Raw genomic sequence first — 20884 nt, 5'->3', positions numbered from 1 at the left:
GGCGATTGATTGGAAAATTAATTCTATAAAATTGCATTTGAAAAAAATATTGATTTTTGCAGGTGCGCGTTCTAGCCTGGGTCCATTCCGAACATGCGCGATCCTGCTACGGCGATCGTGGCAATAACAATAAGCAGGAGCCACCCATGGGTGATCATTTCTTCGCCAGCGGGCGCCAGTTGGACGTCATCTGTCTGGGACGACTGGGCGTCGACCTCTATGCGCAGCAGATCGGCGCGCCGCTGGAAGACGTCAGCAGCTTCGCCAAGTACCTGGGGGGATCCTCCGCCAACATCGCCTTCGGCACCGCGCGCCTGGGGCTGAAGTCGGCGATGCTGACCCGGGTCGGCGACGACCACATGGGCCGCTTCCTGAGCCGGACGCTGGCGCAGGAAGGCTGCGACACCCGCGGCATCCAGGTGGATCGCGAGCGCCTCACCGCCCTGGTGCTGCTGGGCATCAAGGACCGCGAGACCTTTCCCCTGGTGTTCTATCGCGAGAATTGCGCCGACATGGCGCTGGGCGCCGACGACCTCGACGAGGCCTTCATCGCCAGCGCCAAGGCGCTGTTGATCACCGGTACCCACTTCTCCACCGAGGGGGTGTTCCAGGCCAGCAGCCGGGCGCTGGACTACGCCGAGCGCAACGGTGTGAAGCGGGTGCTGGACATCGATTACCGCCCGGTGCTCTGGGGGCTGACCGGCAAGGCCGATGGCGAGACCCGTTTCATCGCCAGTGCCGAGGTCAGCGCCCATGTGCAGCGCATCCTGCCGCGCTTCGACCTGGTGGTGGGCACCGAAGAGGAATTCCAGATCGCCGGGGGCAGCGAAGACCTGCTCACCGCCCTGCGCCGGGTCCGCGAGGTGACCGCGGCGACCCTGGTGGTCAAGCTCGGTGCCCAAGGCTGCACGGTGATCCAGGGCGCCATTCCGGCGCGTCTCGAGGACGGCGAGATCCATCGCGGCATCCGCGTCGAGGTGCTCAATGTGCTGGGTGCGGGCGATGCCTTCATGTCCGGCTTCCTGCGCGGCTGGCTGACCGGCGGCGACGATGCCGAATGCTGCCGGCTGGCCAATGCCTGCGGCGGGCTGGTGGTGTCGCGCCATGGCTGCGCCCCGGCCATGCCGACCCTGGCCGAGCTCGATTACCTCAAGCACAGTCCGGTGCCCATCACCCGGCCCGACCTGGATCCGGTGCTGACCCGGCTGCACCGGGTCGGCACGCGGCGCCGCCAGTGGCGCCAGCTGTTCATCTTCGCCTTCGATCACCGCTACCAGTTGGTGGAAAGCGCCCAGCAGGTGGGGGCCGACCCGGCGCGGATTCCGGCGCTCAAGCAGCTGTTCGTCCAGGCCATCGCCGAGGTCGAACAGGACCTGCAGCGTCAGGGTGTGGCCGCCGACGTCGGGCTGCTGGCCGACGAGCGCTTCGGCCAGGACGCCCTGAATGCCGCCAGCGGCCGTGGCTGGTGGATCGCCCGGCCGGTGGAGTTGCAGAACTCACGGCCGCTGGCCTTCGAGCTTGGCCGTTCGGTGGGCAGCACCCTGCTGAGCTGGCCAAGCGAGCAGATCATCAAGTGCCTGGTGCAATTCCACCCCGATGACGAGCCGCTGCTGCGGCTGGAGCAAGAGGCTCAGCTCAAGGGGCTGTATGAAGCGGCCCAGGCCAGCGGTCATGAACTCCTGCTGGAGGTCATCCCACCGAAGAACCATGCCTCCAGCCGGCCGGACGTGCTCTATCGCGCCATCAAGCGGCTGTACAACCTGGGCATCTATCCCGAGTGGTGGAAGATCGAGGCGCAGCCGGCCGCCGTCTGGAGGCAACTCGACCAGTTGATCGCCGAGCGCGATCCCCATTGCCAGGGCGTGGTGGTGCTGGGTCTCAACGCCCCGGCCGAGGAGTTGGCCGAAGGCTTTCGTCAGGCCAGCGCCAGCCAGCGCTGCCAGGGCTTCGCCGTGGGCCGGACCATCTTCGCCCAGCCGAGTCGGGCCTGGCTGGCCGGCGAGATCGACGACCGTGCGCTGGTCGCGCAGATCCGCAGCAACTTCGAATTCCTGATCCAGGCCTGGCGCGACGCCCGCGCCTGATCGCCTCCTGACGAGCAGCTCCGACATGACCGCACAACAACAACTCAAGATCGGCATCAACCCCATCTCCTGGGCCAACGACGACCTGCCGGCCCTGGGCGGCGACACCCCGCTTGCGACCATCCTGCGCGAGGGCAAGGAAATCGGCTTCCAGGGCTTCGAGCTGGGTGGCAAGTTTCCCAGCGAGCCCAAGGCGCTGGGCGAGGTGCTCGGCCAGCATGACCTGGAGCTGGTGTCCGGCTGGTATTCCAGTGGCCTGGCGCACCGGGATGTCGAGGCCGAGATCGAGGCGATCCGTCCGCATTGCCGGCTGCTGGCCGAGAACGGCGCCAAGGTGCTGGTCTACGGCGAGGTGGCCGGCTCCATCCAGGGGCAGCGCCGGCCGCTGATCGAGCGACCGCGCTTCCACAGCGACGCCGCCTGGCAGGCCTATGCCGAGAAGCTCGATCGCCTGGCCGCCTTCACCCTGAGCCAGGGCCTGCGCCTGGCCTATCACCACCACATGGGCGCCTATGTGGAGGCGCCCGAGGACATCGCCCGGCTGCTGGCGCTGACCTCTCCGGACGTCGGTCTGCTGTTTGATGCCGGCCATTGCTACATGGGCGGTGGCGATCCCCTGAGCGTGCTGCAGCAACATATCGACCGGGTCTGCCACGTGCACTTCAAGGACGTGCGCAAGGCCGTGGTGCAGCTGGCGCGCAACCACCAGTGGAGCTTTCCGGACTGCATCCTCAACGGCACCTTCACCGTGCCGGGTGACGGCGACATCGATTTCTCGGCGTTGCTCAAGGTGCTGGTGGCCGCCGGCTATGAAGGCTGGCTGGTGGTGGAGGCCGAGCAGGACCCGGCCGTGGCGCCGGCCTACGAATACGCCAAGAAGGGCTACGACCATCTGCGCCAGCTGGTGGCGCAGGCCACTGCCTGAGGAGGAATCCGATGAATCTGCTCGTCAAAGCCGACCGTAGCGCCCGCGACATCGTCAGCGTCCCGGCCGGTGCCCTGGACTACGTCGGCTTCGCCGCCCATCGCCTGCAACCGGGGGAGTCCCTGCCGGTGCTGGCGGGCGATCTGGAGGTCTGCATCGTGCTGCTCAGCGGCGGCGCCAGTATCGAGGGCGGGCATCCGCAGCTGGGCGACTTCGCCTGGCGCGGGCTGGCCGGTCGCCAGAGCGTCTTCGAAGACGTCTCGCCCTATGCCGCCTACCTGCCGCCCGGCAGCGAGGCGCGGGTGACCGCCGACAGCACCGCCGAAATCGCCGTCTGCACCTCGCCCGGCAATCCGCTGGTGGCGGACCGGCTGCCACCGCGGCTGATCGAGCCGGCGAGCATGCGGCGATCCACCCGCGGCAAGGGCGCCAACACCCGCTATGTCTGCGACATCCTGCCGGACACGGCGGCGGCCCATTCGCTGCTGGTGGTGGAGGTGCGCACCCCGTCCGGGCATTCCTCCAGCTATCCACCCCATCGCCATGACCGCGACAACCTGCCGGCGGAGAGTCTGCTGGAGGAGTCCTACTACCACCGCATCGATCCGGGGCAGGGCTTCGTCTTCCAGCGCGTCTACACCGACGAGCGCGACCTGGACCAGGCCATGGCGGTGGAAGACCACGACGTGGTGCTGGTGCCGCGCGGCTATCACCCGGTCAGCGTGCCCTATGGCTACGAGTCCTATTACCTCAACGTGATGGCCGGCCCCCGGCGCGTCTGGAAATTCCACAACGATCCGCAGCACGAGTGGCTGCTGACTCGCTAACCCTTTTTCGCTTGCCGTGGGCGGCGACCCCAGGACACGAGGATTCAGGACATGAGCGACACCCCCGTCATCGGGCACTACATCAACGGCGCGGTCTCGACCCAGGCCGAGCGCTTCAGCGACGTCTTCAACCCGGCCGAGGGCGTGGTCCAGGGGCGGGTCGCCCAGGCCACGGCGCAGACCGTGGAGCAGGCGGTGGCGGCGGCCAAGGCGGCCTTTCCCGAGTGGTCCGAGCAATCGGCGCTGCGCCGGGCGCGCATCCTGTTCCGCTTCAAGGAGCTGCTCGACCAGCATCACCGCGAACTGGCGGCGCTGATCACCCGCGAGCACGGCAAGGTCTTGTCCGACGCCATGGGCGAGGTGACGCGCGGCATCGAGGTGGTGGAGTTCGCCTGCGGCGCGCCGCATCTGGCCAAGACCAGCTACAGCGACAACATCGGCGGCGGCATCGACAACTGGAACCTGCGCCAGCCGCTGGGCGTATGCGCCGGTATCACCCCCTTCAACTTCCCGGTGATGGTGCCGCTGTGGATGATTCCCATGGCGCTGGCCACCGGCAACACCTTCATCCTCAAACCCTCCGAGCGCGATCCCTCCGCCAGCCTGCTGCTGGCCGAGCTGCTCAAGCAGGCCGGCTTGCCCGATGGCGTGTTCAACGTGGTCCAGGGTGACAAGGTGGCGGTGGATGCGCTGTTGCAGCACCCGGACGTGGAGGCCATCTCCTTTGTCGGCTCCACCCCCATCGCCGAATACATCCACCAGGAAGGTACCCGCCGCGGCAAGCGCGTCCAGGCTCTGGGCGGTGCCAAGAACCATATGATCGTGATGCCCGACGCCGACCTGGACCAGGCCGCCGACGCCCTGATCGGTGCCGGTTTCGGCTCGGCCGGCGAGCGCTGCATGGCCATCTCCATCGCCGTGGCGGTGGGCGAGGTGGGCGATGCCCTGATCGAAAAACTGCTGCCGCGCATTGATGCCCTGCGAGTACGCAACGGCGTGGAAGCCGATGCCGACATGGGCCCACTGGTGACCGGTCAGCACAAGGCCAAGGTCGAGGGCTATATCACCAAGGGGGTGGAAGAGGGCGCCAGGCTGCTGGTCGATGGCCGCAACTTCAAGGTGCCCGGCGCCGAGCACGGCTTCTTCGTCGGCGCCACCCTGTTCGATGGCGTGACCCCGGACATGACCATCTACAAAGAGGAAATCTTCGGCCCGGTGCTGGGCATCGTGCGGGTGCCGGACTTCGCCAGTGCGGTAGCGCTGATCAACGCCCACGAATTCGGCAACGGCGTCTCCTGCTTCACCCGCGATGGCGGCATCGCCCGCGCCTTCGCCCGCACCATCAAGGTGGGCATGGTCGGCATCAACGTGCCCATCCCGGTGCCCATGGCCTGGCACTCCTTCGGTGGCTGGAAGAGATCCCTGTTCGGCGACCACCACGCCTATGGCGAGGAAGGCCTGCGCTTCTACACCCGCTACAAGAGCGTGATGCAGCGCTGGCCCGACAGCATCGCCAAGGGCGCCGAATTCAGCATGCCCACCGCCAAGTGACCGGGGAGAAGCTATGAGCACCCAACGTCTGACCATGGCCCAGGCCCTGGTGAAATTTCTCGACAACCAGTACCTCAGCGTCGATGGCGTCGAGACCAGATTCGTCGCCGGCGTCTTTACCATCTTCGGCCACGGCAACGTGCTCGGCCTGGGCCAGGCGCTGGAGCAGGAGGCCGGTGAACTGGTGGTGCACCAGGGCCGCAACGAGCAGGGCATGGCCCATGCCGCCACCGGTTTCGCCAAGCAGAAGCTGCGTCGGCAGATCTATGCCTGCAGCTCCTCGGTGGGTCCGGGCGCGGCCAACATGCTGACCGCCGCGGCCACCGCCACCGCCAATCGCATCCCGCTGCTGCTGTTGCCCGGCGACGTCTATGCCAGTCGCCAGCCCGATCCGGTGCTGCAGCAGATCGAGCAATTCCACGACCTGTCGATCAGCACCAACGATGCCTTCCGCGCGGTGAGCAAGTACTGGGATCGCATCAACCGCCCCGAGCAGCTGATGAGCGCGGCGATCAACGCCATGCGCGTGCTGACCGATCCGGCCGAGACCGGCGCCGTGACCCTGGCGCTGCCTCAGGATGTCCAGGGCGAGGCCTACGACTATCCCGACTACTTCTTCGCCAAGCGGGTGCACCGCCTGGATCGCCGGCCGCCGGTGGCTGCCGCCATCGAAGACGCGGTGCAACTGCTCAGGCGCAAGCGCAAGCCGCTGCTGATCTGTGGCGGCGGGGTGAAGTATTCCGGCGCCGCCGCGGCCCTGCAGCGCTTCGCCGAGCGCTTCGAGATTCCCTTCGCCGAGACCCAGGCCGGCAAGAGCGCCATCGTCTCCAGCCACGAACTCAATGTCGGCGGCCTCGGCGAGACCGGCTGCCTGGCCGCCAACCTGCTGGCCAGGGAAGCGGATCTGATCATCGGCGTCGGCACCCGCTACACCGATTTCACCACCTCCTCGAAGTGGCTCTACCAGCATCCCGAGGTGGAATTCCTCAATCTCAACGTGGCTGCCTTCGACGCCGGCAAGCTCGATGGCCTGGCCGTGGTGGCCGATGCCCGCGAAGCCCTCGATGCCCTGACCGAGGCGCTAGGGGCTACCGACTACCGCGCCGGCTGGGGCGGCCAGGTGGGGGAGGCGCGCGAGCGCTATCGCCAGGAGGTGGAGCGGGTCTACGCGGTCGGCTATACCGGCGCCGACTTCGTCCCGGAGATCGACGACGACCTGCCGCGCGCGGTGCTGGAGGAATTCGTCCGCCTGACCGGTTCGTCCCTGACCCAGAGCCAGGTACTCGGCCGCCTCAACGAACGACTGGACGACGACGCCATCATCGTCGCCGCCGCCGGCAGCCTGCCCGGCGACCTGCAGCGCGCCTGGCAGAGCAAGGGCGTCAACACCTACCACCTGGAATACGGCTATTCCTGCATGGGCTACGAGATCAACGCCGCCCTCGGCGTGAAGCTGGCCGAGCCTGCGCGCGAGGTCTATGCCCTGGTCGGCGACGGCTCCTACCAGATGCTGCACTCGGAGCTGGCCACCTCCATCCAGGAGCGGCGCAAGATCAACGTGGTGCTGCTCGACAACATGACCTTCGGCTGCATCAACAACCTGCAGATGGAACACGGCATGGGCAGCTTCGGTACCGAATTCCGCTATCGCAATCCGGAGACCGGCCAGCTCGACGGCGACTTCGTGCCGGTGGATTTCGCCATGAGCGCCGCCGCCTACGGCTGCAAGACCTATAGCGTGCGCACCCTGGAGGAGCTGGAAGCGGCCCTGGCCGATGCCCGTCGGCAGACGGTCTCCACCCTGATCGACATCAAGGTGCTGCCCAAGACCATGCTGCACGGCTACCTGTCCTGGTGGCGGGTCGGCGGCGCCGAGGTCTCCACCAGCGAAAAGATCGCCGCCGTCGCCCGGGTGCTCAGGGAAAATGCCGCCCAGGCCCGCCAATACTGAGCGCCACTCATTCCATAACAAGTCCAAATCGGAGAATGAAGTCATGACCTTGAACATCGGTGTCATCGGGACCGGCGCCATCGGCCGCGAACACATCCGCCGCCTGAGCCACACCCTGCTGGGCAGTCGCGTGGTGGCGGTGACCGACATCAACGCCGACCAGGCCGCCCGGGTGGTCCAGGAGTTGGGCATCACCGCGGAGGTCTATGCCGACGGCCATGCGCTGATCGCCGCGGCGGACGTCCAGGCGGTGCTGGTCGCCTCCTGGGGGCCGACCCACGAGGAGTACGTGCTGGCCGCCATCGCCGCCGGCAAGCCGGTGTTCTGCGAAAAGCCCCTGGCGACCACCGCCGAGGGCTGCCGGCGCATCGTCGAAGCCGAGCAGGCCCACGGCAAGCGCCTGGTGCAGGTGGGCTTCATGCGGCCCTACGATGCCGGCTATCGCCAGCTCAAGGCGGTGCTCGACGCCGATCGCATCGGCGCGCCGCTGATGATCCATGCGGCCCACCGCAATCCCACGGTGAGCGAGCACTACAGCACCGACATGGCCATCACCGACACCCTGATCCACGAGATCAACGTGCTGGCCTGGCTGCTGGACGATCATTACGTGTCCGCCCAGGTGGTCTTTCCGCGCAAGGCGCCAGCGGCGCGCGAGCACCTGCGCGATCCCCAGGTGGTGCTGCTGGAAACGGCCAAGGGCGTGCGCATCGATGTCGAGGTCTTCGTCAATTGCCAGTACGGTTACGACATCCAGTGCGAGATCGTCGGCGAGCGCGGCATTGCCCGCCTGCCGGAGCCGACCTCGGTGCAGTTGCGCAGCGAGGCGCGGCTGTCCAACGAGATCCTCATGGACTGGAAGGACAGATTCATCGCCGCCTATGACGTGGAGCTGCAGGCCTTCATCGACGACCTCGCCGCCGGCCAGCTGACCGGGCCGTCGTCCTGGGACGGCTACATCGCCGCGGTCACCGCCGACGCCTGCATCAAGGCCCAGGACAGCGGCGCCATCGAGCCGGTGACCCTGCCCAGCCGACCGGCGTTCTACGGCTGACCGTCGTCCGCTGGCGTCAGGTGCCGCGGCGAGACGCGCGCGACACCTTGCCGGAGCGCTTTCGTGACCGGGCCGCGGTATCCAGCACGTCTGGCGGTAGCCCGCTGGACGCCAGGAACAAAGCCTGCGCCTATGACGGGCGGCAGCCTGCAACACGGATTTACGCCGGCTCCAAAAGCAGCCTGTATATTTTTTCCAGAACATTTGTATTGGAAATAAAATTCCAATACAGTGGTTTCAGGTAGCTGCACGAACACGACCTTGCGCCGCCTGGCCAATGCGTAACCAACAAGAACAAGATCAGGTGCCCTTCCCATGAAAACTTCCGTATCCCCTGCGGTCAGCGCGACTCCTGCGTCCGAACTCTCCCCGCCACTGCCGGCCATCCTGGGTTGGCTACTCCGGCTGTGCAGTCACGAGCGCGCAGATGCCGTGATCGGCGCCATGCCTGGCGCGCCTGTCCTCTATCGACTCAAGTGACGCGCGGCTGACCCGCGCGCACCCAGTTACCGCGGCGCCACCGCTCCCGGTCGGCGATCCCGCGGGGGTGTCTCGCGTCGGCGCCGCGCTGTGCCTTTGCCATCCCGCCCAGAACGGAGTGTTTCCATGCCTTGCAAACCTCACCTCACCGCCCTCGCCGTGTCTCTGCTCCTGGCCAGCACCTCCGTGCTGGCCGATCTGAAGATCGGCGTGAGCATGCCCACCTTCGATGACAACTACCTGACCTACTTGCGCGAAAACATGAGCAAGAAGGCCAAGCAGGGTGGCATTTCGCTGCAGTTCGAAGACGCCCGCAACGACGTGGTCAAGCAGCTCAACCAGGTGCAGAGCTTCATCAGCCAGAAGGTCGATGCGGTGATCGTCAACCCGGTGGATACCGCAGCCACGCGCAACCTGATCGAGTCGGCGAGCAAGGCGGGCATTCCGCTGGTGTTCGTCAACCGCAAGCCGGATGACGCCAAGCTGCCGGCCGGGGTGGTGACCGTGACCTCCAACGACCGCGAGGCCGGGCATCTGCAGGCGCAGTACATCGCCGACAAGCTGGGCGGCAAGGGGCAGGTGGCGATCCTGCTGGGTGAGCTGTCGAACAACTCGACCCAGGTGCGGACGGCCGGCTTCAAGGAGATCCTCGGCAAGTATCCCGGCATCAAGATCGTCGAGGAACAGACCGGCATGTGGTTGCGCGACAAGGGCATGGACCTAACCAGCAACTGGTTGCTGGCCGGCAAGGAGATCGACGGCATCCTGTCGAACAACGATGAAATGGCCATCGGCGCGGCCATGGCGCTCAAGCAGGCCGGCAAGCAGGGCGTGCTGGTCGGCGGCGTGGACGGCACCCCCGATGCCCTGGCGGCCATCAAGCGCGGCCTGATGAGTGTGTCGGTGTACCAGGATGCACGTGGCCAGGCCGAAGGCGCCCTCAACGCCGCCGAGAAGCTGGCCAAGAAGGAAAACGTGGAACAGAACGTGACCATTCCCTATCGCCTCATCACTCCAGAGAATGTCGCCGAGTTCCAGGCCATGCTCAAGCAATAGGGAATGGCGCTGCCCGTCATGTCCGCAAAGCTGCGGGCGTGACGCTCAGGGGCATCCTGGAGAGGGTGGCTCCCTGCCGAAAAAGGCTCCCGCGAGGGGCCTTTTTTATTGGCTCACCGCTAGTAAAATAATTTCCAAAAATATGTTGACTGGAAAATAAATTCCAATCAAAGTCGGGGCATTGGCTAGATCCGATGAGGTCTTCGCTCGCGAAGGCCGCTACAACAATAAGAAGGTGTGATCATGTCGTCCGCTCCCTTGGCGCTCGCGCTTGTCCGCATTCCGCTCACCCGTTGCCTCGGCCTGCTGCTGACCTGCAGTGGGGCCGCCGCGGCCGCGCTGCGCCTGGGCGTCGCCGTCACCCATTCCCTCGCCGACCTGATCCGCGCCCAGCAGCTCCAGGACCGTAGCGTCGATCCAGCCGCTACCGCCGCCGCCCCCGACGCCTATCCGCAGTTCCAGCGTCTATGACCTAAGCCGCGGGCCGCCCGGTGGCGGGCCGCGAGGAGAGCGTGACCATGCTAAGTTCCGCCACCGCCGCCGCGCCGGGCGCCCTGCCAGCCACCGCGGCGTCCAGCGAATACCTGCTGGAAATCGTCGACGTCACCAAGGAGTTTCCCGGCGTCAAGGCGTTGTCCCACGTGCAACTGCGGGTGCGTCCCGGCACCGTGCTGGCGCTGATGGGCGAGAACGGCGCGGGCAAGTCGACGCTGATGAAGATCATCGCCGGCATCTACCAGCCCGATGCCGGCGAGGTGCGGCTGCGCGGGGTGCCGGTGCGCTTCGAGACACCGCTGCAGGCGCTGCAGTCGGGGATCGCCATGATCCACCAGGAACTCAACCTGATGCCCTTCATGACCATCGCCGAGAACATCTGGCTGGGTCGCGAACCGCTCAATGCCCTGCATCTGGTGGACCACGGCAAGATGCGGCGCCAGACCCAGGCGCTGCTGGACCGGCTGCGCATCGCCCTGGACCCGGAAGACAGCGTGGGCAGCCTGTCCATCGCCGGGCGGCAGATGGTGGAGATCGCCAAGGCGGTGTCCTACGACAGCGATGTGCTGATCATGGACGAACCCACCTCGGCCATCACCGAGACCGAGGTGGCGCATCTGTTTTCCATCATCGCCGACCTCAAGGCCCAGGGTAAGGGCATCGTCTACATCACCCACAAGATGGACGAGGTGTTCCAGATCGCCGACGAGGTCGCGGTGTTCCGCGACGGCCAGTACATCGGCCTGCAGCGCGCCGACAGTATGAACGGTGACGGCCTGATCGCCATGATGGTGGGGCGCGAACTGACCCAGCTGTTCCCGGAGCGCACCGCGCCGCGCGACGAGGTACTGCTGTCGGTGCGCGACCTGGGCCTGGACGGAGTGTTCTCCGGCGTCTCCTTCGACCTGCGCGCCGGCGAGGTGCTGGGCATCGCCGGACTGATGGGCTCGGGGCGCACCAACGTCGCCGAGACGCTGTTCGGGGTAACCCCGGCCACGGCGGGCGAGATCCGCATCGACGGCCGGCCGGTACGGATGAGCGATCCTCATCTGGCGATCCAGAAAGGCCTGGCGCTGCTCACCGAAGACCGCAAGGACACCGGCATCTTTTCCTGCCTGTCGGTGGGGGAAAACATGGAGGTGGCGGTGCTGGGCGGCTTCGCCAGCGGCGGCTTCGTGCAGCAGCAGCGCCTCGACCGGCTCTGCGAGGAGATGCGCCAGCAACTGCGGGTGAAGACCCCCTCGCTGGACCAGTGCATCGCCAATCTCTCCGGCGGCAACCAGCAGAAGGCGCTGATCGCCCGCTGGCTGATGACCCGGCCGCGCATCCTCATCCTCGACGAACCCACCCGCGGCATCGACGTCGGCGCCAAGGCCGAGATCTACCGGCTGATCGCCAAGCTGGCCGCCGAGGGCCTGGCGGTGATCATGATTTCGTCCGAACTGCCCGAGGTCCTGGGCATGAGCGACCGGGTGATGGTGATGCACGAAGGCACCGTCACCGGCTTTCTCGATCGCGGCGAAGCCACCCAGGAGCGGGTCATGCACCTGGCCTCGGGCAATCCCGTACTGCACTAGCGCAGCTTTCGCGCGGTGGGCCCGTCCCCATCGCTCCCGGCATACAAGAGGTAGAACAAGATGAGTGCCCTCCTGGACAAGAAAACCGCCGAGCTACCCAGCGCGCGCCCGCGGCGCCGCATTCCCACCGAGCTGGGCATCCTGCTGGTGCTGCTGGGCATCGGCCTGGCCTTCGAGGCCTTCGGCTGGGTCCTGCGTGACCAGAGCTTCCTGATGAATTCCCAGCGCCTGGTGCTGATGATCCTGCAGGTCTCGATCATCGGCCTGCTGGCCATCGCCGTGACCCAGGTGATCATCACCACCGGCATCGACCTTTCCTCCGGTTCGGTGCTGGCGCTGTCGGCCATGGTGGCGGCGAGTCTGGCCCAGGGCTCGGACTTCGGCCGCGCGGTGTTTCCCTCGCTGACCGACCTGCCGGTCTGGGTGCCGGTCATGGCCGGCCTCGGGGTGGGGCTGCTGGCCGGCGCCATCAACGGCAGCATCATCGCCGTCACCGGCATCCCGCCCTTCATCGCCACCCTCGGCATGATGGTCTCGGCCCGCGGCCTGGCGCGCTACTACACCGAAGGCCAGCCGATCAGCATGCTGTCCGACAACTACACCGCCATCGGCGCCGGGGCCATGCCGGTGATCATCTTCCTGGTGGTGGCGGTGATCTTCCACATCGCCCTGCGCTACACCAAGTACGGCAAGTACACCTATGCCATCGGCGGCAACATGCAGGCCGCGCGCATCTCCGGCATCAACGTCAAGAAGCACCTGATCATCGTCTACAGCATCGCCGGCCTGCTGGCGGGCCTGGCCGGGGTCGTGGCCTCGGCCCGCGCCGCCACCGGCCAGGCCGGCATGGGCATGTCCTACGAACTGGACGCCATCGCCGCGGCGGTGATCGGCGGCACCAGCCTGGCGGGCGGGGTAGGGCGCATCACCGGCACCGTGATCGGCGCCCTGATCCTCGGCACCATGGCCAGCGGCTTCACCTTCCTCGGGGTGGACGCCTACGTCCAGGACATCATCAAGGGCCTGATCATCGTGATCGCCGTGGTCATCGACCAGTACCGCAACAAGCGCAAGGCAAAGCGCTGAGGCGCACAGGTACCCGCCGCTTTTCCCCCTCGCCCTCTGGGAGAGGGCCGGGGTGAGGGACAAGCCCGCACCCAACTGCCTTTCCCCCTCTCCCCGGGAGAGGGTTGGGGTGAGAGCGCCCTTCCACCGCTCACCCATCCTTTTACCCGGCAGGCTAAGGCTTCGCCTGCCGGGTCTTTCTACCACCCTCACGGAGAAAAACATGCGCGACATCGGCATCGGTCTGATCGGCACCGGCTTCATGGGCCATGCCCATGCCCAGGCCTTCCAGCATGCGGCGAGCAGCTTCAGCTTGTCGGTGCGCCCGCGGCTGGCCCGCGTGTCGGCTGAAGTCCTGGCGCGAGCAGACTGCGGCCCGCCTAAGAATTTCTCGCGCTGCGTTGTACGTCAAGTTGGCACGTTACAGAACAACAGCAGGGCATAGGCCTGGGCCTGCGGTACGATCACCAGGTTCGCCTGCTGGTAGTCATCGAGGACTCCGGCGATGGCCATGCCGGTGTAGCGCACCCGGGTGGGGAGCTGCTCGGCATAGGTGGGGTAGCCCACCAACTGCACGATGGGCGTCGGTAGCGCGGCCACTAGCATCGCCAGCGCCGCGAGTCAGATGTTGCCCTGGGCCGTGAGAGCATCATCGGGATCACCAGTACGACATCGGCAATGAAGCCCAGGGTCCGCACCCGCCGCCGGCCAAGTCGATCCGATAGCCCGCCCCGGAACAGCATAATCAGTGCGGCGCACAGGCGGAAGTCGGCCATGATCCAGTTCACCTGCGCTTGGAAATAGCGCTGAGGGGGAGTTGATACTGCCCCTGTGCTAAGTACGCGGGCTCACCATTCGAAGGCATATGCCTTGTACATGCCTGAACAGCGCGCTACATTTGCCTATGTCAGGCATAGGCCAAAGAAGCAGATCATGCGTACCGTATCGATTTTCATGAATGGCAGGAATCAAGCAGTCCGGCTGCCCAAGGATATGGCTTTTGACGGCATCGGCGAGCTCGAAATCTCGAAGGAGGGTGACGTCATCACCCTGCGGCCTGTTCGCCCGTCCTGGACGTCTCTGGCGGAATTGCCTAAGGCTAACGCTGACTTCCTGCGGGAGCGCACCGCAGTGGCCAGTGATGAGGGCAGGTTCACTCTATGACCACCTACATGCTCGATACCTGCATTTGCTCGTTCATCATGCGGGAGCATCCAGATGCTGTAATCAGACGCCTTGCTGCTGAGGTCCAACGCGGTAACCGCATCGTGATTTCGGCCATCACCTACGCGGAAATGCGTTACGGCCAGATCGGCAAGAAGGCCTCACCCAAACACAAGATTCTGGTGGACGAGTTCGTTCGGCGACTGGACGCGTTGATCGCCTGGGACCTGCGCTCGGTCGATGCGACGGTTGAAATCATGCGCCAGCTCAATGCGGCGGGTACACCGATCGGGCCGAACGACACAGCCATTGCGGGGCATGCAATCGCTATCGGCTGCACCCTAGTGACCAACAATGTGCGTGAGTTCAGCCGGGTCCCCGGCCTCGTGTACGAAGACTGGGTTTGATAGGTGTGACGTAATACAGCTGGCGATATTTGTCATCACTTGAACTGCCAGATTGCCATCGCAACTAAGGGACAGATCCCAGTTGCCGAAGACATCTCCCCAGCCTGGCGGAGATCGTCACCGTCACACAGCACAACGATAAGTACCTGTAACGCACCCAGAGCGCCAGCATAGCGCTTTGCAGCGTCAAACCTATCTGGACGCCTCCGGACGCTGGTCCAGCACCAACATGTGCCCAGGATAGTGGGAGATGCAATAGGCGCTTCGCAGCTGAGGCAGGACCTGCTGTGGCGTCACCCCGCACGCCCAGCACACCGGCACGTCGTCTGGGCCCATAGGCGGCACCACGCCAAAGTCCGGCGCCTGCAGATCGGTGATGCCTATCGCCTCAGGATCGCCGATTTGAACTGGCGCGCCATGGCCGCTGGGATAGCGCGCGGTCACCAGCACTGCTTGACTGAGCAGCACCCGGGGTACCGGTCGCATGCTCACCACCAAAGTCCCGCCCAGAGCGCCGGCCGGCGTGTTGGGTACCGTGGTGCTGTAGACCGGCGGTGCCGCGCTGCTGACCTCAATACCTGCGTGGCGCAACGGCGCGTCGAAGGTGTGGCTGCAGCCCAGCAGGATGAGCATGGAATCCTCCCGCCAATAGGCTTCAATGTCCGTGGGCTCCGCCACCAGGTGGCCATGCTGCCAAACGCGATACCGCGGTAGCATGGTCCGGATGTCAATGGCCGCCCTGGGCAAGGGCATCCGAGGATTGCCGGCAGTCCCCACGGCAAGAATCGGACAGGCCTTGAGATTCGCAGACAGAATAACAGCAGGGCATAGGCTTGGGCCTGCAGCACGATTACCAAGTTGGCCTGCTGGTAGTCATCGTGCACCCCCGGCGCGCGACCAGCGGGCCGGTACTCAAAACGCAAGCGCGCGCCAGATCCCTGCAATCGAGCTCGAAGGGTCTGGCGTGAAGACCTGGCTCAGGGGGCGGCAGGCGCCTCTCGCAACCCGCCCAGGGGCTGGCGGCGCCGATACAGGACTAGGGTCGCCCCCAGCCCGCATAGCGCGGCGAACATCAGCCAGAAGGCCGGCGAGGCCTTATCGCCTGTCGCATTGACCAGAAAGGTCGAGACTGCCGGGGTGAAGCCGCCGAACAGTGCCGTGGCCAGGCTAAAGGACAGCGAGAAGCCGGCGACGCGCACCTCGGCCGGCATGACCTCGGTCAGGGCCGCCACCATGGCGCCGTTGTAGCAGCCGAAGAACATCGAGAAATACAGCAGCACCGCCAGCATCCGCTCGAAGCTGGGCGCGGCGGCCAGCCAGGCCATGGCCGGATAGGCGGTGAGCAGGGCCAGGCTCGCGATGCCCAGCAGCAGCGGCCGACGACCGATGCGATCGGAAACGCTGCCGCCGATGGGCAGCCAGATGAAGTTGGAGACCCCGACGAACAGGGTGACGATCAGGCTGTCACTGGCGCTCAGGTGCAGCACGGTGCGACCGAAGGTCGGGGTGTAGACGGTGATGAGGTAGAAGGTGGTGGTGGTCATGGAGGCCAGCAGACCACCGGCCACGACCAGCACCCAGTTCTGCCGCATCGAGCGAAACACCTCACGGACGCTGGGATGATGCCGGCGTTTCTTGAAATCCTCGGTTTCCGCCAGCGAGCGGCGGATGAAAAAGATGAAGGGAACGATCAGGCAGCCGACCACGAAGGGCAGGCGCCAGCCCCAATCGGTGAGCTGCTGGGCGCTCAGACTGGCATTGAGGACATAACCCAGCCCCGCGGCGACTACGATGGCCACCTGCTGGCTGGCCGATTGCCAACTGGTATAGAAGCCGCGTCGCCCGGGTGTGGCGATCTCCGAAAGGTACACCGAGACGCCACCGAGTTCGGCGCCGGCCGAGAAACCCTGCAGCAGTCTGCCGAGCAGCACCAGGGCCGGCGCCGAGAGGCCAATCTGGGCATAGCCGGGGACCAGTGCGATGAGGACGGTGCCGCTGGCCATGATCGCCAGGGTGACGATCAGCCCGCGGCGCCGACCCACCTGGTCGATGTAGGCGCCCAGGACGATGGCACCCAGCGGTCGCATCAGGAAACCCGAACCGAACACGGCGAAGGTCATCATCAGCGAGGCGAATTCGCTATCGGAGGGAAAGAATACTCGGGCGATATACGTGGCATAGAAGCCGAACAGGAAGAAGTCGAATTGCTCTAGGAAGTTGCCGCTGGTGACGCGCAGGATGGCGCCGACCTTCGAGGGCTGGCGGGGGATATCTGAGGCTTTCATCGGTGCTCCATCATTGTTGTTGTAGTGGGGGCAAGCGGATTAGTCGGCGCCAAGGCGCAGATGATCGGGCTGGCGTTTCTCAATGGCGTGCTTGAGCAGCGCCGCGCTGCGAAAGATGCCGTGGGCGAACTTGCCGTAGGGCATGGTGAGGAAGAACGCCATAACGGCGCCCAGGTGAATGGCCAACAGGGCGGCCATGGCGCCACTGTCGCGCCCGGCCAACAGGGCCAGGCCGCTGAGGCTGACCAGCAGCAGGAGCAGGATGAAGGCCCGATCCATGGGGCGCTGCGCCACGTCGCCCTGTTGCGGATCGCGCCGCAGGCTGAGCCACAGCAGACCGAACGGGCCTATCACCAGGCCGAGACCGCCGGCGGTGCCAAGCAGCACCGGCGCGCTGAACAGCGGATAGGGCGCCTCCCAAGCCAGCAGGTAGTGATAGAGGGTGGCCACCGAGGTGGCAGCGAAGCACAGCAGAAAGCCGTAGAAGGTCAGGTGGTGAAAGCGCCGGCGCCACAGCGTGAACCTGTCGCTTTCGTTGTTGCAGCCCTCGCCATGGCCGCCGTCGAGGTATCTCAGGCGCAGCACCGCATCCACCGTCTCCACACCGGCGGCCAGCGGCGACACAGGATCTCGTGGCGCCGTAGGCGGACTTACGCCGCGCCAGAAGCGGCCGACGCCGATCGCCAGGGCCAGGACCACCAGGGCGAAGACGCCACCGAACATCAGGGCCAGCAGGTTGTGGGGAAAGATCGCATAGAAATTGCCCGCCAGCGGACCGGGGAACAGGGTGCCGCGGACCGCTAGGGCGAGCAGCAGGAACAGCGCCAGCCCGCCGGCCGTGGCACTGGCCAGGGTCAGGCCGTTACGCTGGTAGAGCCGACCGAAGGCCGCCGGCCAGGCGTAGTGGGCGTAGGTCTGGCCGCGCACCTTGGCCATGGCCTTGGGGATGTTCACGGCGAATTCGTGGGGCGGCGCATATTGGCAGGCGTGCAGACAGGCGCCGCAGTTATGGCAGAGGTTGGCCAGGTAATGGACGTCCGCACGGGCGAATTCCAGGCGCCGGGTCATGGCCGGAAACACCGCGCAGAAGCCTTCGCAATAGCGGCAGGCATTGCAGATGTGCAGCTGCCGATCGACCTCGCTTTCTTCGAGGGTGAGGAGGTCGATGAGTTGCGGAGCCTGGTCCTCAAGTGGGTGGGTATCAAGCGGCTGCATGGTCGTAGCCCCGTTCGACGAAGGTAGAGGGATGGCCGGCGGCGGCGGCAGCGCGCGCGCCGGCGATGCGGCCGAAGGCGGTACCTATACTCATGCCCACGCCGGCGGTGTAGCCCTTGCCCAGCACGTTGCCCGCCATCATCTCGCCGGCGACGAACAGATTGGGGCTGGGCTGGCCGGCGAAATGCACCGCGGCGCTGGCGTCGGTCTTGAGTCCCAGGTAGGTGAAGGTCACCCCTGGGCGCAGGGCATAGGCGTAGTAGGGCGGCGTATCCAGGGGGAGTGCCCAATGGCTCTTGCCTGGGCTGATGCGCTGAGTGTGGCAGTCGTCCAGCGTGGTGTGATCGAAGTGACCGGGCTGGCAGGCGGCGTTGTAGGCGGAAACAGTGGCAAGAAAGGCCGCGACCGGCAGCTCGAGTTTGCTGGCGAGTTCTTCCAGACTGCCGGCCAGGGTGCCGGGAAAGACTGGCGGCATGAAGCGACCGATGGCCTTGCGATCGATGATGGAGTAGGCGACCTGCCCGGGTTGCCCGGCCACCAGCCGACCCCAAATGGCATAGCGCTTGGGCCAGAAGTCCTCGCCCTCGTCATAGAAGCGCTCGCCCTCACGGTTGACCACCACGCCCAGGGATACGCAGTCGATGCGGGTGCAGATGCCTCCGTCGTAGAGAGGCGCCCGGGCATCGATGGCGACCATGTGCGCCTGGGTGGGGTCGCCGATGGCGTCGGCGCCCTCGGCCAGCAACTGCTTGAGCAGCACCCCCTGGTTGTAGCGGGTGCCCCGGATCAGGAAGTTGTCCGCCGGCCATTCGCCACTGGCGTTCTGCCCCCAGGCCTCGCGCAGCCAGTCGCGATTGGATTCGAAGCCGCCGGCGGCCAGCACGCAGGTCCGTGCCTCGATGCGCTCGGCTGGCAGGGCGATGCCGTCCACCTCGCGCGCGCCCAGATGGGCGGCTACGAAACGGCCGTCCTGCAGTTCGATGTGGGACACCGAGGCGTCGTAGCGGATGCCTATCCCGAGCCGGGCGGCGCTGCGGTAGTAAGCATTCACCAGCGCCTTGCCCCCGCCCATGAAGAAGGCATTGGTGCGGGAGACGTGCAGGGCACCGGAGAGCGGTGGCTGGAAGTGCACGCCGTGCCGGCGCATCCAGTCGCGACAGGTGGCGGAGGCGCGGATCACCAGGCGCGCCAGAGCTTCGTTGGTGAGGCCTCCGGTGACCTTAAGCAGGTCCTGCCAGTATTCCTCTTCGGGGTAGGCTTCCACGAGCACATCCTGGGGCGCGTCGTGCATGCAACGCAGGTTACGGGTGTGCTGGGAATTGCCACCGCGCCAAGCGCGTGGCGAGCCTTCCAGGAGCAGGACGCTGGCTCCGGCTTCCCGGGCCATCAGCGCGGCGCAAAGAGCGGCGTTGCCACCCCCGACCACCAGGACGTCGATCATCGTGAATCCTCATTGGCTGGCCACAGCGGCCTTGTTTGCCACGGACCTTAGCCAAGAGGGGGAGGTGGCCGACAGGGGCCGGCCGGGGGGAGGGCTTTAGTTTTGCTAAAGGGTCGGGGTGCTGGTATCCAACAAGCAGGCGCCCGGCCAGCGGCCTTCTTGGACCAGTCGGCGGACCACCTCGAGGATCACCACCCGCGTCGCCAGCGCGGCCGGGGAAAGTTCGTCATCCGCCAGGCTGGCGAGCAGGTTGCGACGCTGCAGCGGGTGATCGCGCAAGGGGATGGTGCCCAGGCCTTCGGCGTAGGCGTGGGCCGCGGCCGAGCCCGGCTGGATGGTCGCGGCAAGGCCCTGGCGGACCACCTTCATCAGGGTCGCCAGGCCATCGATCTCCATGACCACATTGACGTCCAGTCCGAGGTTCTCCATGGCCGCTGCCAGACCGCTGCGCAGGCCGTGCTGCATGCTCGGCAGCACCAACGGCAATCGGCCCAGGGCGGCGAGCGACAGGCTGGCGGTCGTCGGGACGCCCGGCAGGCCTGGCGCATGCAGCAGGATCAGTGCCTCATCGAGCAAGGGATGCAGCGTCCAGCGCCTGCCCGGATCGGGCTGGAAGACCACGGCGAGATCCAGTTGCCGGGCGTTGAGCTGAGCCCCCAGATAGCCCGACAGCATCTCCACCAGGTGCAGTTGGATATCCGGATAGCGCTGCTGCAGCGTCTGGATCAGCGGTAGCGCCAGTACGCTGGCTACGGTCGGCGGCAGGCCGACGCTGACATACCCGCGCAGACGGTCGCGCTGGGCCGCTTGCACAGCATAGTCGGCCTGGCGCAGGGTGAGCTGGGCATGATGAAGGAAGGCCAGTCCGGCCGGCGTGGGCGTGGCGCCAAGTGAGGTCCGGTTGAGCAGGCGGATGCTCAGTTCCAGCTCCAATCGAGTGAGCTGCTGACTCAGCGCCGAGGCGCCGACACCCAGCTCCAGTGCCGCGCGGCCAAGGCTGCCCATTTCGACGACCTTGGCGAAGTAGCGTAGCTGACGGAGTTCCATATGGGCGTCACCGCTGAGTACAGTTCAAAGGTCCATTGTGCTCCGATATCAGCTCTCAGCATGACACTCCGTGATATTTCCCGCGTGCACCCCGCCTGAAACATACTTTCCCCGCCCATACCCCTAGCTCCCGTCACCCCTTCCGCCTGGGCTCCACCTACTGACTGTCCGCGTCAATCGCGTGACATAAGGGAAGGCGTCCGAATAATAAACATGCTTATGACTAGGTGGAAAACCCTCCTAGGATGCTTAGCGCCTCT

General features: G+C 65.9%; 20 protein-coding genes. 14 read left to right on the top strand and 6 right to left on the bottom strand.

The window, feature by feature from the left end; all coding sequences use genetic code 11:
- Positions 1–146: 146 nt before the first annotated feature.
- The 12 genes from ACUCV0_RS23040 to ACUCV0_RS22985 all read left to right on the top strand — a co-directional run bounded on the left by ACUCV0_RS23040 (position 147) and on the right by ACUCV0_RS22985 (position 13510).
- Positions 147–2084 carry a bifunctional 5-dehydro-2-deoxygluconokinase/5-dehydro-2-deoxyphosphogluconate aldolase gene (locus ACUCV0_RS23040; RefSeq protein ID WP_482213823.1) on the top strand — a complete coding sequence of 646 codons (1938 nt, stop codon included), beginning with the start codon at positions 147–149 and terminating at the stop codon, positions 2082–2084.
- A 25-nt stretch (positions 2085–2109) separates the two neighbouring features.
- Entirely contained in the window at positions 2110–3009 is a 900-nt protein-coding gene (gene iolE / locus ACUCV0_RS23035) for a myo-inosose-2 dehydratase (protein ID WP_482213822.1), read from the top strand.
- A gap of 11 nt (positions 3010–3020) precedes the next feature.
- Entirely contained in the window at positions 3021–3836 is an 816-nt protein-coding gene (gene iolB / locus ACUCV0_RS23030) for a 5-deoxy-glucuronate isomerase (protein ID WP_158896063.1), read from the top strand.
- Between the two features lie 51 nt (positions 3837–3887).
- A complete protein-coding gene (locus tag ACUCV0_RS23025) occupies positions 3888–5387 on the top strand; it encodes a CoA-acylating methylmalonate-semialdehyde dehydrogenase (protein WP_158896061.1) in 1500 nt (499 codons plus the stop codon).
- Positions 5388–5400: 13 nt separating this feature from the next.
- Positions 5401–7338, top strand: coding sequence for a 3D-(3,5/4)-trihydroxycyclohexane-1,2-dione acylhydrolase (decyclizing) (gene iolD, locus ACUCV0_RS23020; RefSeq protein WP_482213821.1), 1938 nt, complete (start codon positions 5401–5403; stop codon positions 7336–7338).
- A gap of 43 nt (positions 7339–7381) precedes the next feature.
- The gene (gene iolG, locus ACUCV0_RS23015) at positions 7382–8392 is read left to right on the top strand and encodes a bifunctional inositol 2-dehydrogenase/D-chiro-inositol 1-dehydrogenase (RefSeq protein ID WP_482213820.1); all 1011 of its coding nucleotides are present in this window, start codon (positions 7382–7384) and stop codon (positions 8390–8392) included.
- Positions 8393–8707: 315 nt separating this feature from the next.
- Entirely contained in the window at positions 8708–8872 is a 165-nt protein-coding gene (locus ACUCV0_RS23010) for a hypothetical protein (RefSeq protein WP_158894735.1), read from the top strand.
- A 126-nt stretch (positions 8873–8998) separates the two neighbouring features.
- Positions 8999–9928: a sugar ABC transporter substrate-binding protein gene (locus tag ACUCV0_RS23005; protein ID WP_158894738.1), complete on the top strand. Its 930-nt coding sequence runs from the start codon at positions 8999–9001 to the stop codon at positions 9926–9928.
- A gap of 243 nt (positions 9929–10171) precedes the next feature.
- Positions 10172–10399 (top strand): hypothetical protein, encoded by a 228-nt coding sequence (locus tag ACUCV0_RS23000; protein WP_158894740.1) that lies wholly within the window; start codon positions 10172–10174, stop codon positions 10397–10399.
- A 47-nt stretch (positions 10400–10446) separates the two neighbouring features.
- Positions 10447–12000, top strand: coding sequence for a sugar ABC transporter ATP-binding protein (locus tag ACUCV0_RS22995; RefSeq protein WP_482213819.1), 1554 nt, complete (start codon positions 10447–10449; stop codon positions 11998–12000).
- A 60-nt stretch (positions 12001–12060) separates the two neighbouring features.
- Positions 12061–13086 (top strand): ABC transporter permease, encoded by a 1026-nt coding sequence (locus tag ACUCV0_RS22990; protein WP_183633818.1) that lies wholly within the window; start codon positions 12061–12063, stop codon positions 13084–13086.
- A 202-nt stretch (positions 13087–13288) separates the two neighbouring features.
- Positions 13289–13510 (top strand): hypothetical protein, encoded by a 222-nt coding sequence (locus tag ACUCV0_RS22985; RefSeq protein ID WP_482213818.1) that lies wholly within the window; start codon positions 13289–13291, stop codon positions 13508–13510.
- On the opposite strand, the gene ACUCV0_RS22980 is transcribed toward ACUCV0_RS22985, so the two are convergent.
- A complete protein-coding gene (locus ACUCV0_RS22980) occupies positions 13474–13671 on the bottom strand; it encodes a hypothetical protein (protein ID WP_482213817.1) in 198 nt (65 codons plus the stop codon). The two genes, ACUCV0_RS22985 and ACUCV0_RS22980, sit on opposite strands and share 37 nt — an antisense overlap.
- Before the next feature lie 327 nt (positions 13672–13998).
- On the opposite strand from ACUCV0_RS22980, the gene vapB reads away from it, so the two are divergent.
- On the top strand, positions 13999–14229 hold the full coding sequence (gene vapB, locus ACUCV0_RS22975; RefSeq protein ID WP_158896834.1) for a type II toxin-antitoxin system VapB family antitoxin: 231 nt from the start codon (positions 13999–14001) through the stop codon (positions 14227–14229).
- Positions 14226–14636, top strand: coding sequence for a type II toxin-antitoxin system VapC family toxin (locus tag ACUCV0_RS22970; RefSeq protein WP_482213816.1), 411 nt, complete (start codon positions 14226–14228; stop codon positions 14634–14636). The genes vapB and ACUCV0_RS22970 overlap by 4 nt, the downstream gene beginning before the upstream one ends.
- 192 nt (positions 14637–14828) lie before the next feature.
- Here the strand turns inward: ACUCV0_RS22970 and ACUCV0_RS22965 are convergent, their stop codons facing one another.
- The 5 genes from ACUCV0_RS22965 to ACUCV0_RS22945 form a co-directional block, all read right to left on the bottom strand.
- A complete protein-coding gene (locus tag ACUCV0_RS22965) occupies positions 14829–15269 on the bottom strand; it encodes a D-glutamate cyclase family protein (RefSeq protein WP_158896835.1) in 441 nt (146 codons plus the stop codon).
- Between the two features lie 344 nt (positions 15270–15613).
- The gene (tcuC, locus tag ACUCV0_RS22960) at positions 15614–16921 is read right to left on the bottom strand and encodes an MFS transporter (RefSeq protein ID WP_158896836.1); all 1308 of its coding nucleotides are present in this window, start codon (positions 16919–16921) and stop codon (positions 15614–15616) included.
- A gap of 39 nt (positions 16922–16960) precedes the next feature.
- A complete protein-coding gene (tcuB, locus tag ACUCV0_RS22955) occupies positions 16961–18136 on the bottom strand; it encodes a tricarballylate utilization 4Fe-4S protein TcuB (protein ID WP_158896837.1) in 1176 nt (391 codons plus the stop codon).
- Positions 18123–19577, bottom strand: coding sequence for an FAD-dependent tricarballylate dehydrogenase TcuA (gene tcuA / locus ACUCV0_RS22950; protein ID WP_158896838.1), 1455 nt, complete (start codon positions 19575–19577; stop codon positions 18123–18125). The genes tcuB and tcuA overlap by 14 nt, the downstream gene beginning before the upstream one ends.
- A gap of 105 nt (positions 19578–19682) precedes the next feature.
- The gene (locus tag ACUCV0_RS22945) at positions 19683–20624 is read right to left on the bottom strand and encodes a LysR family transcriptional regulator (RefSeq protein WP_158896839.1); all 942 of its coding nucleotides are present in this window, start codon (positions 20622–20624) and stop codon (positions 19683–19685) included.
- Positions 20625–20884 lie beyond the last annotated feature (260 nt).

The organism is Pseudomonas sp. VMV1, from assembly GCF_056790235.1.
This window is presented reverse-complemented; position numbering and strand designations above follow the sequence as displayed.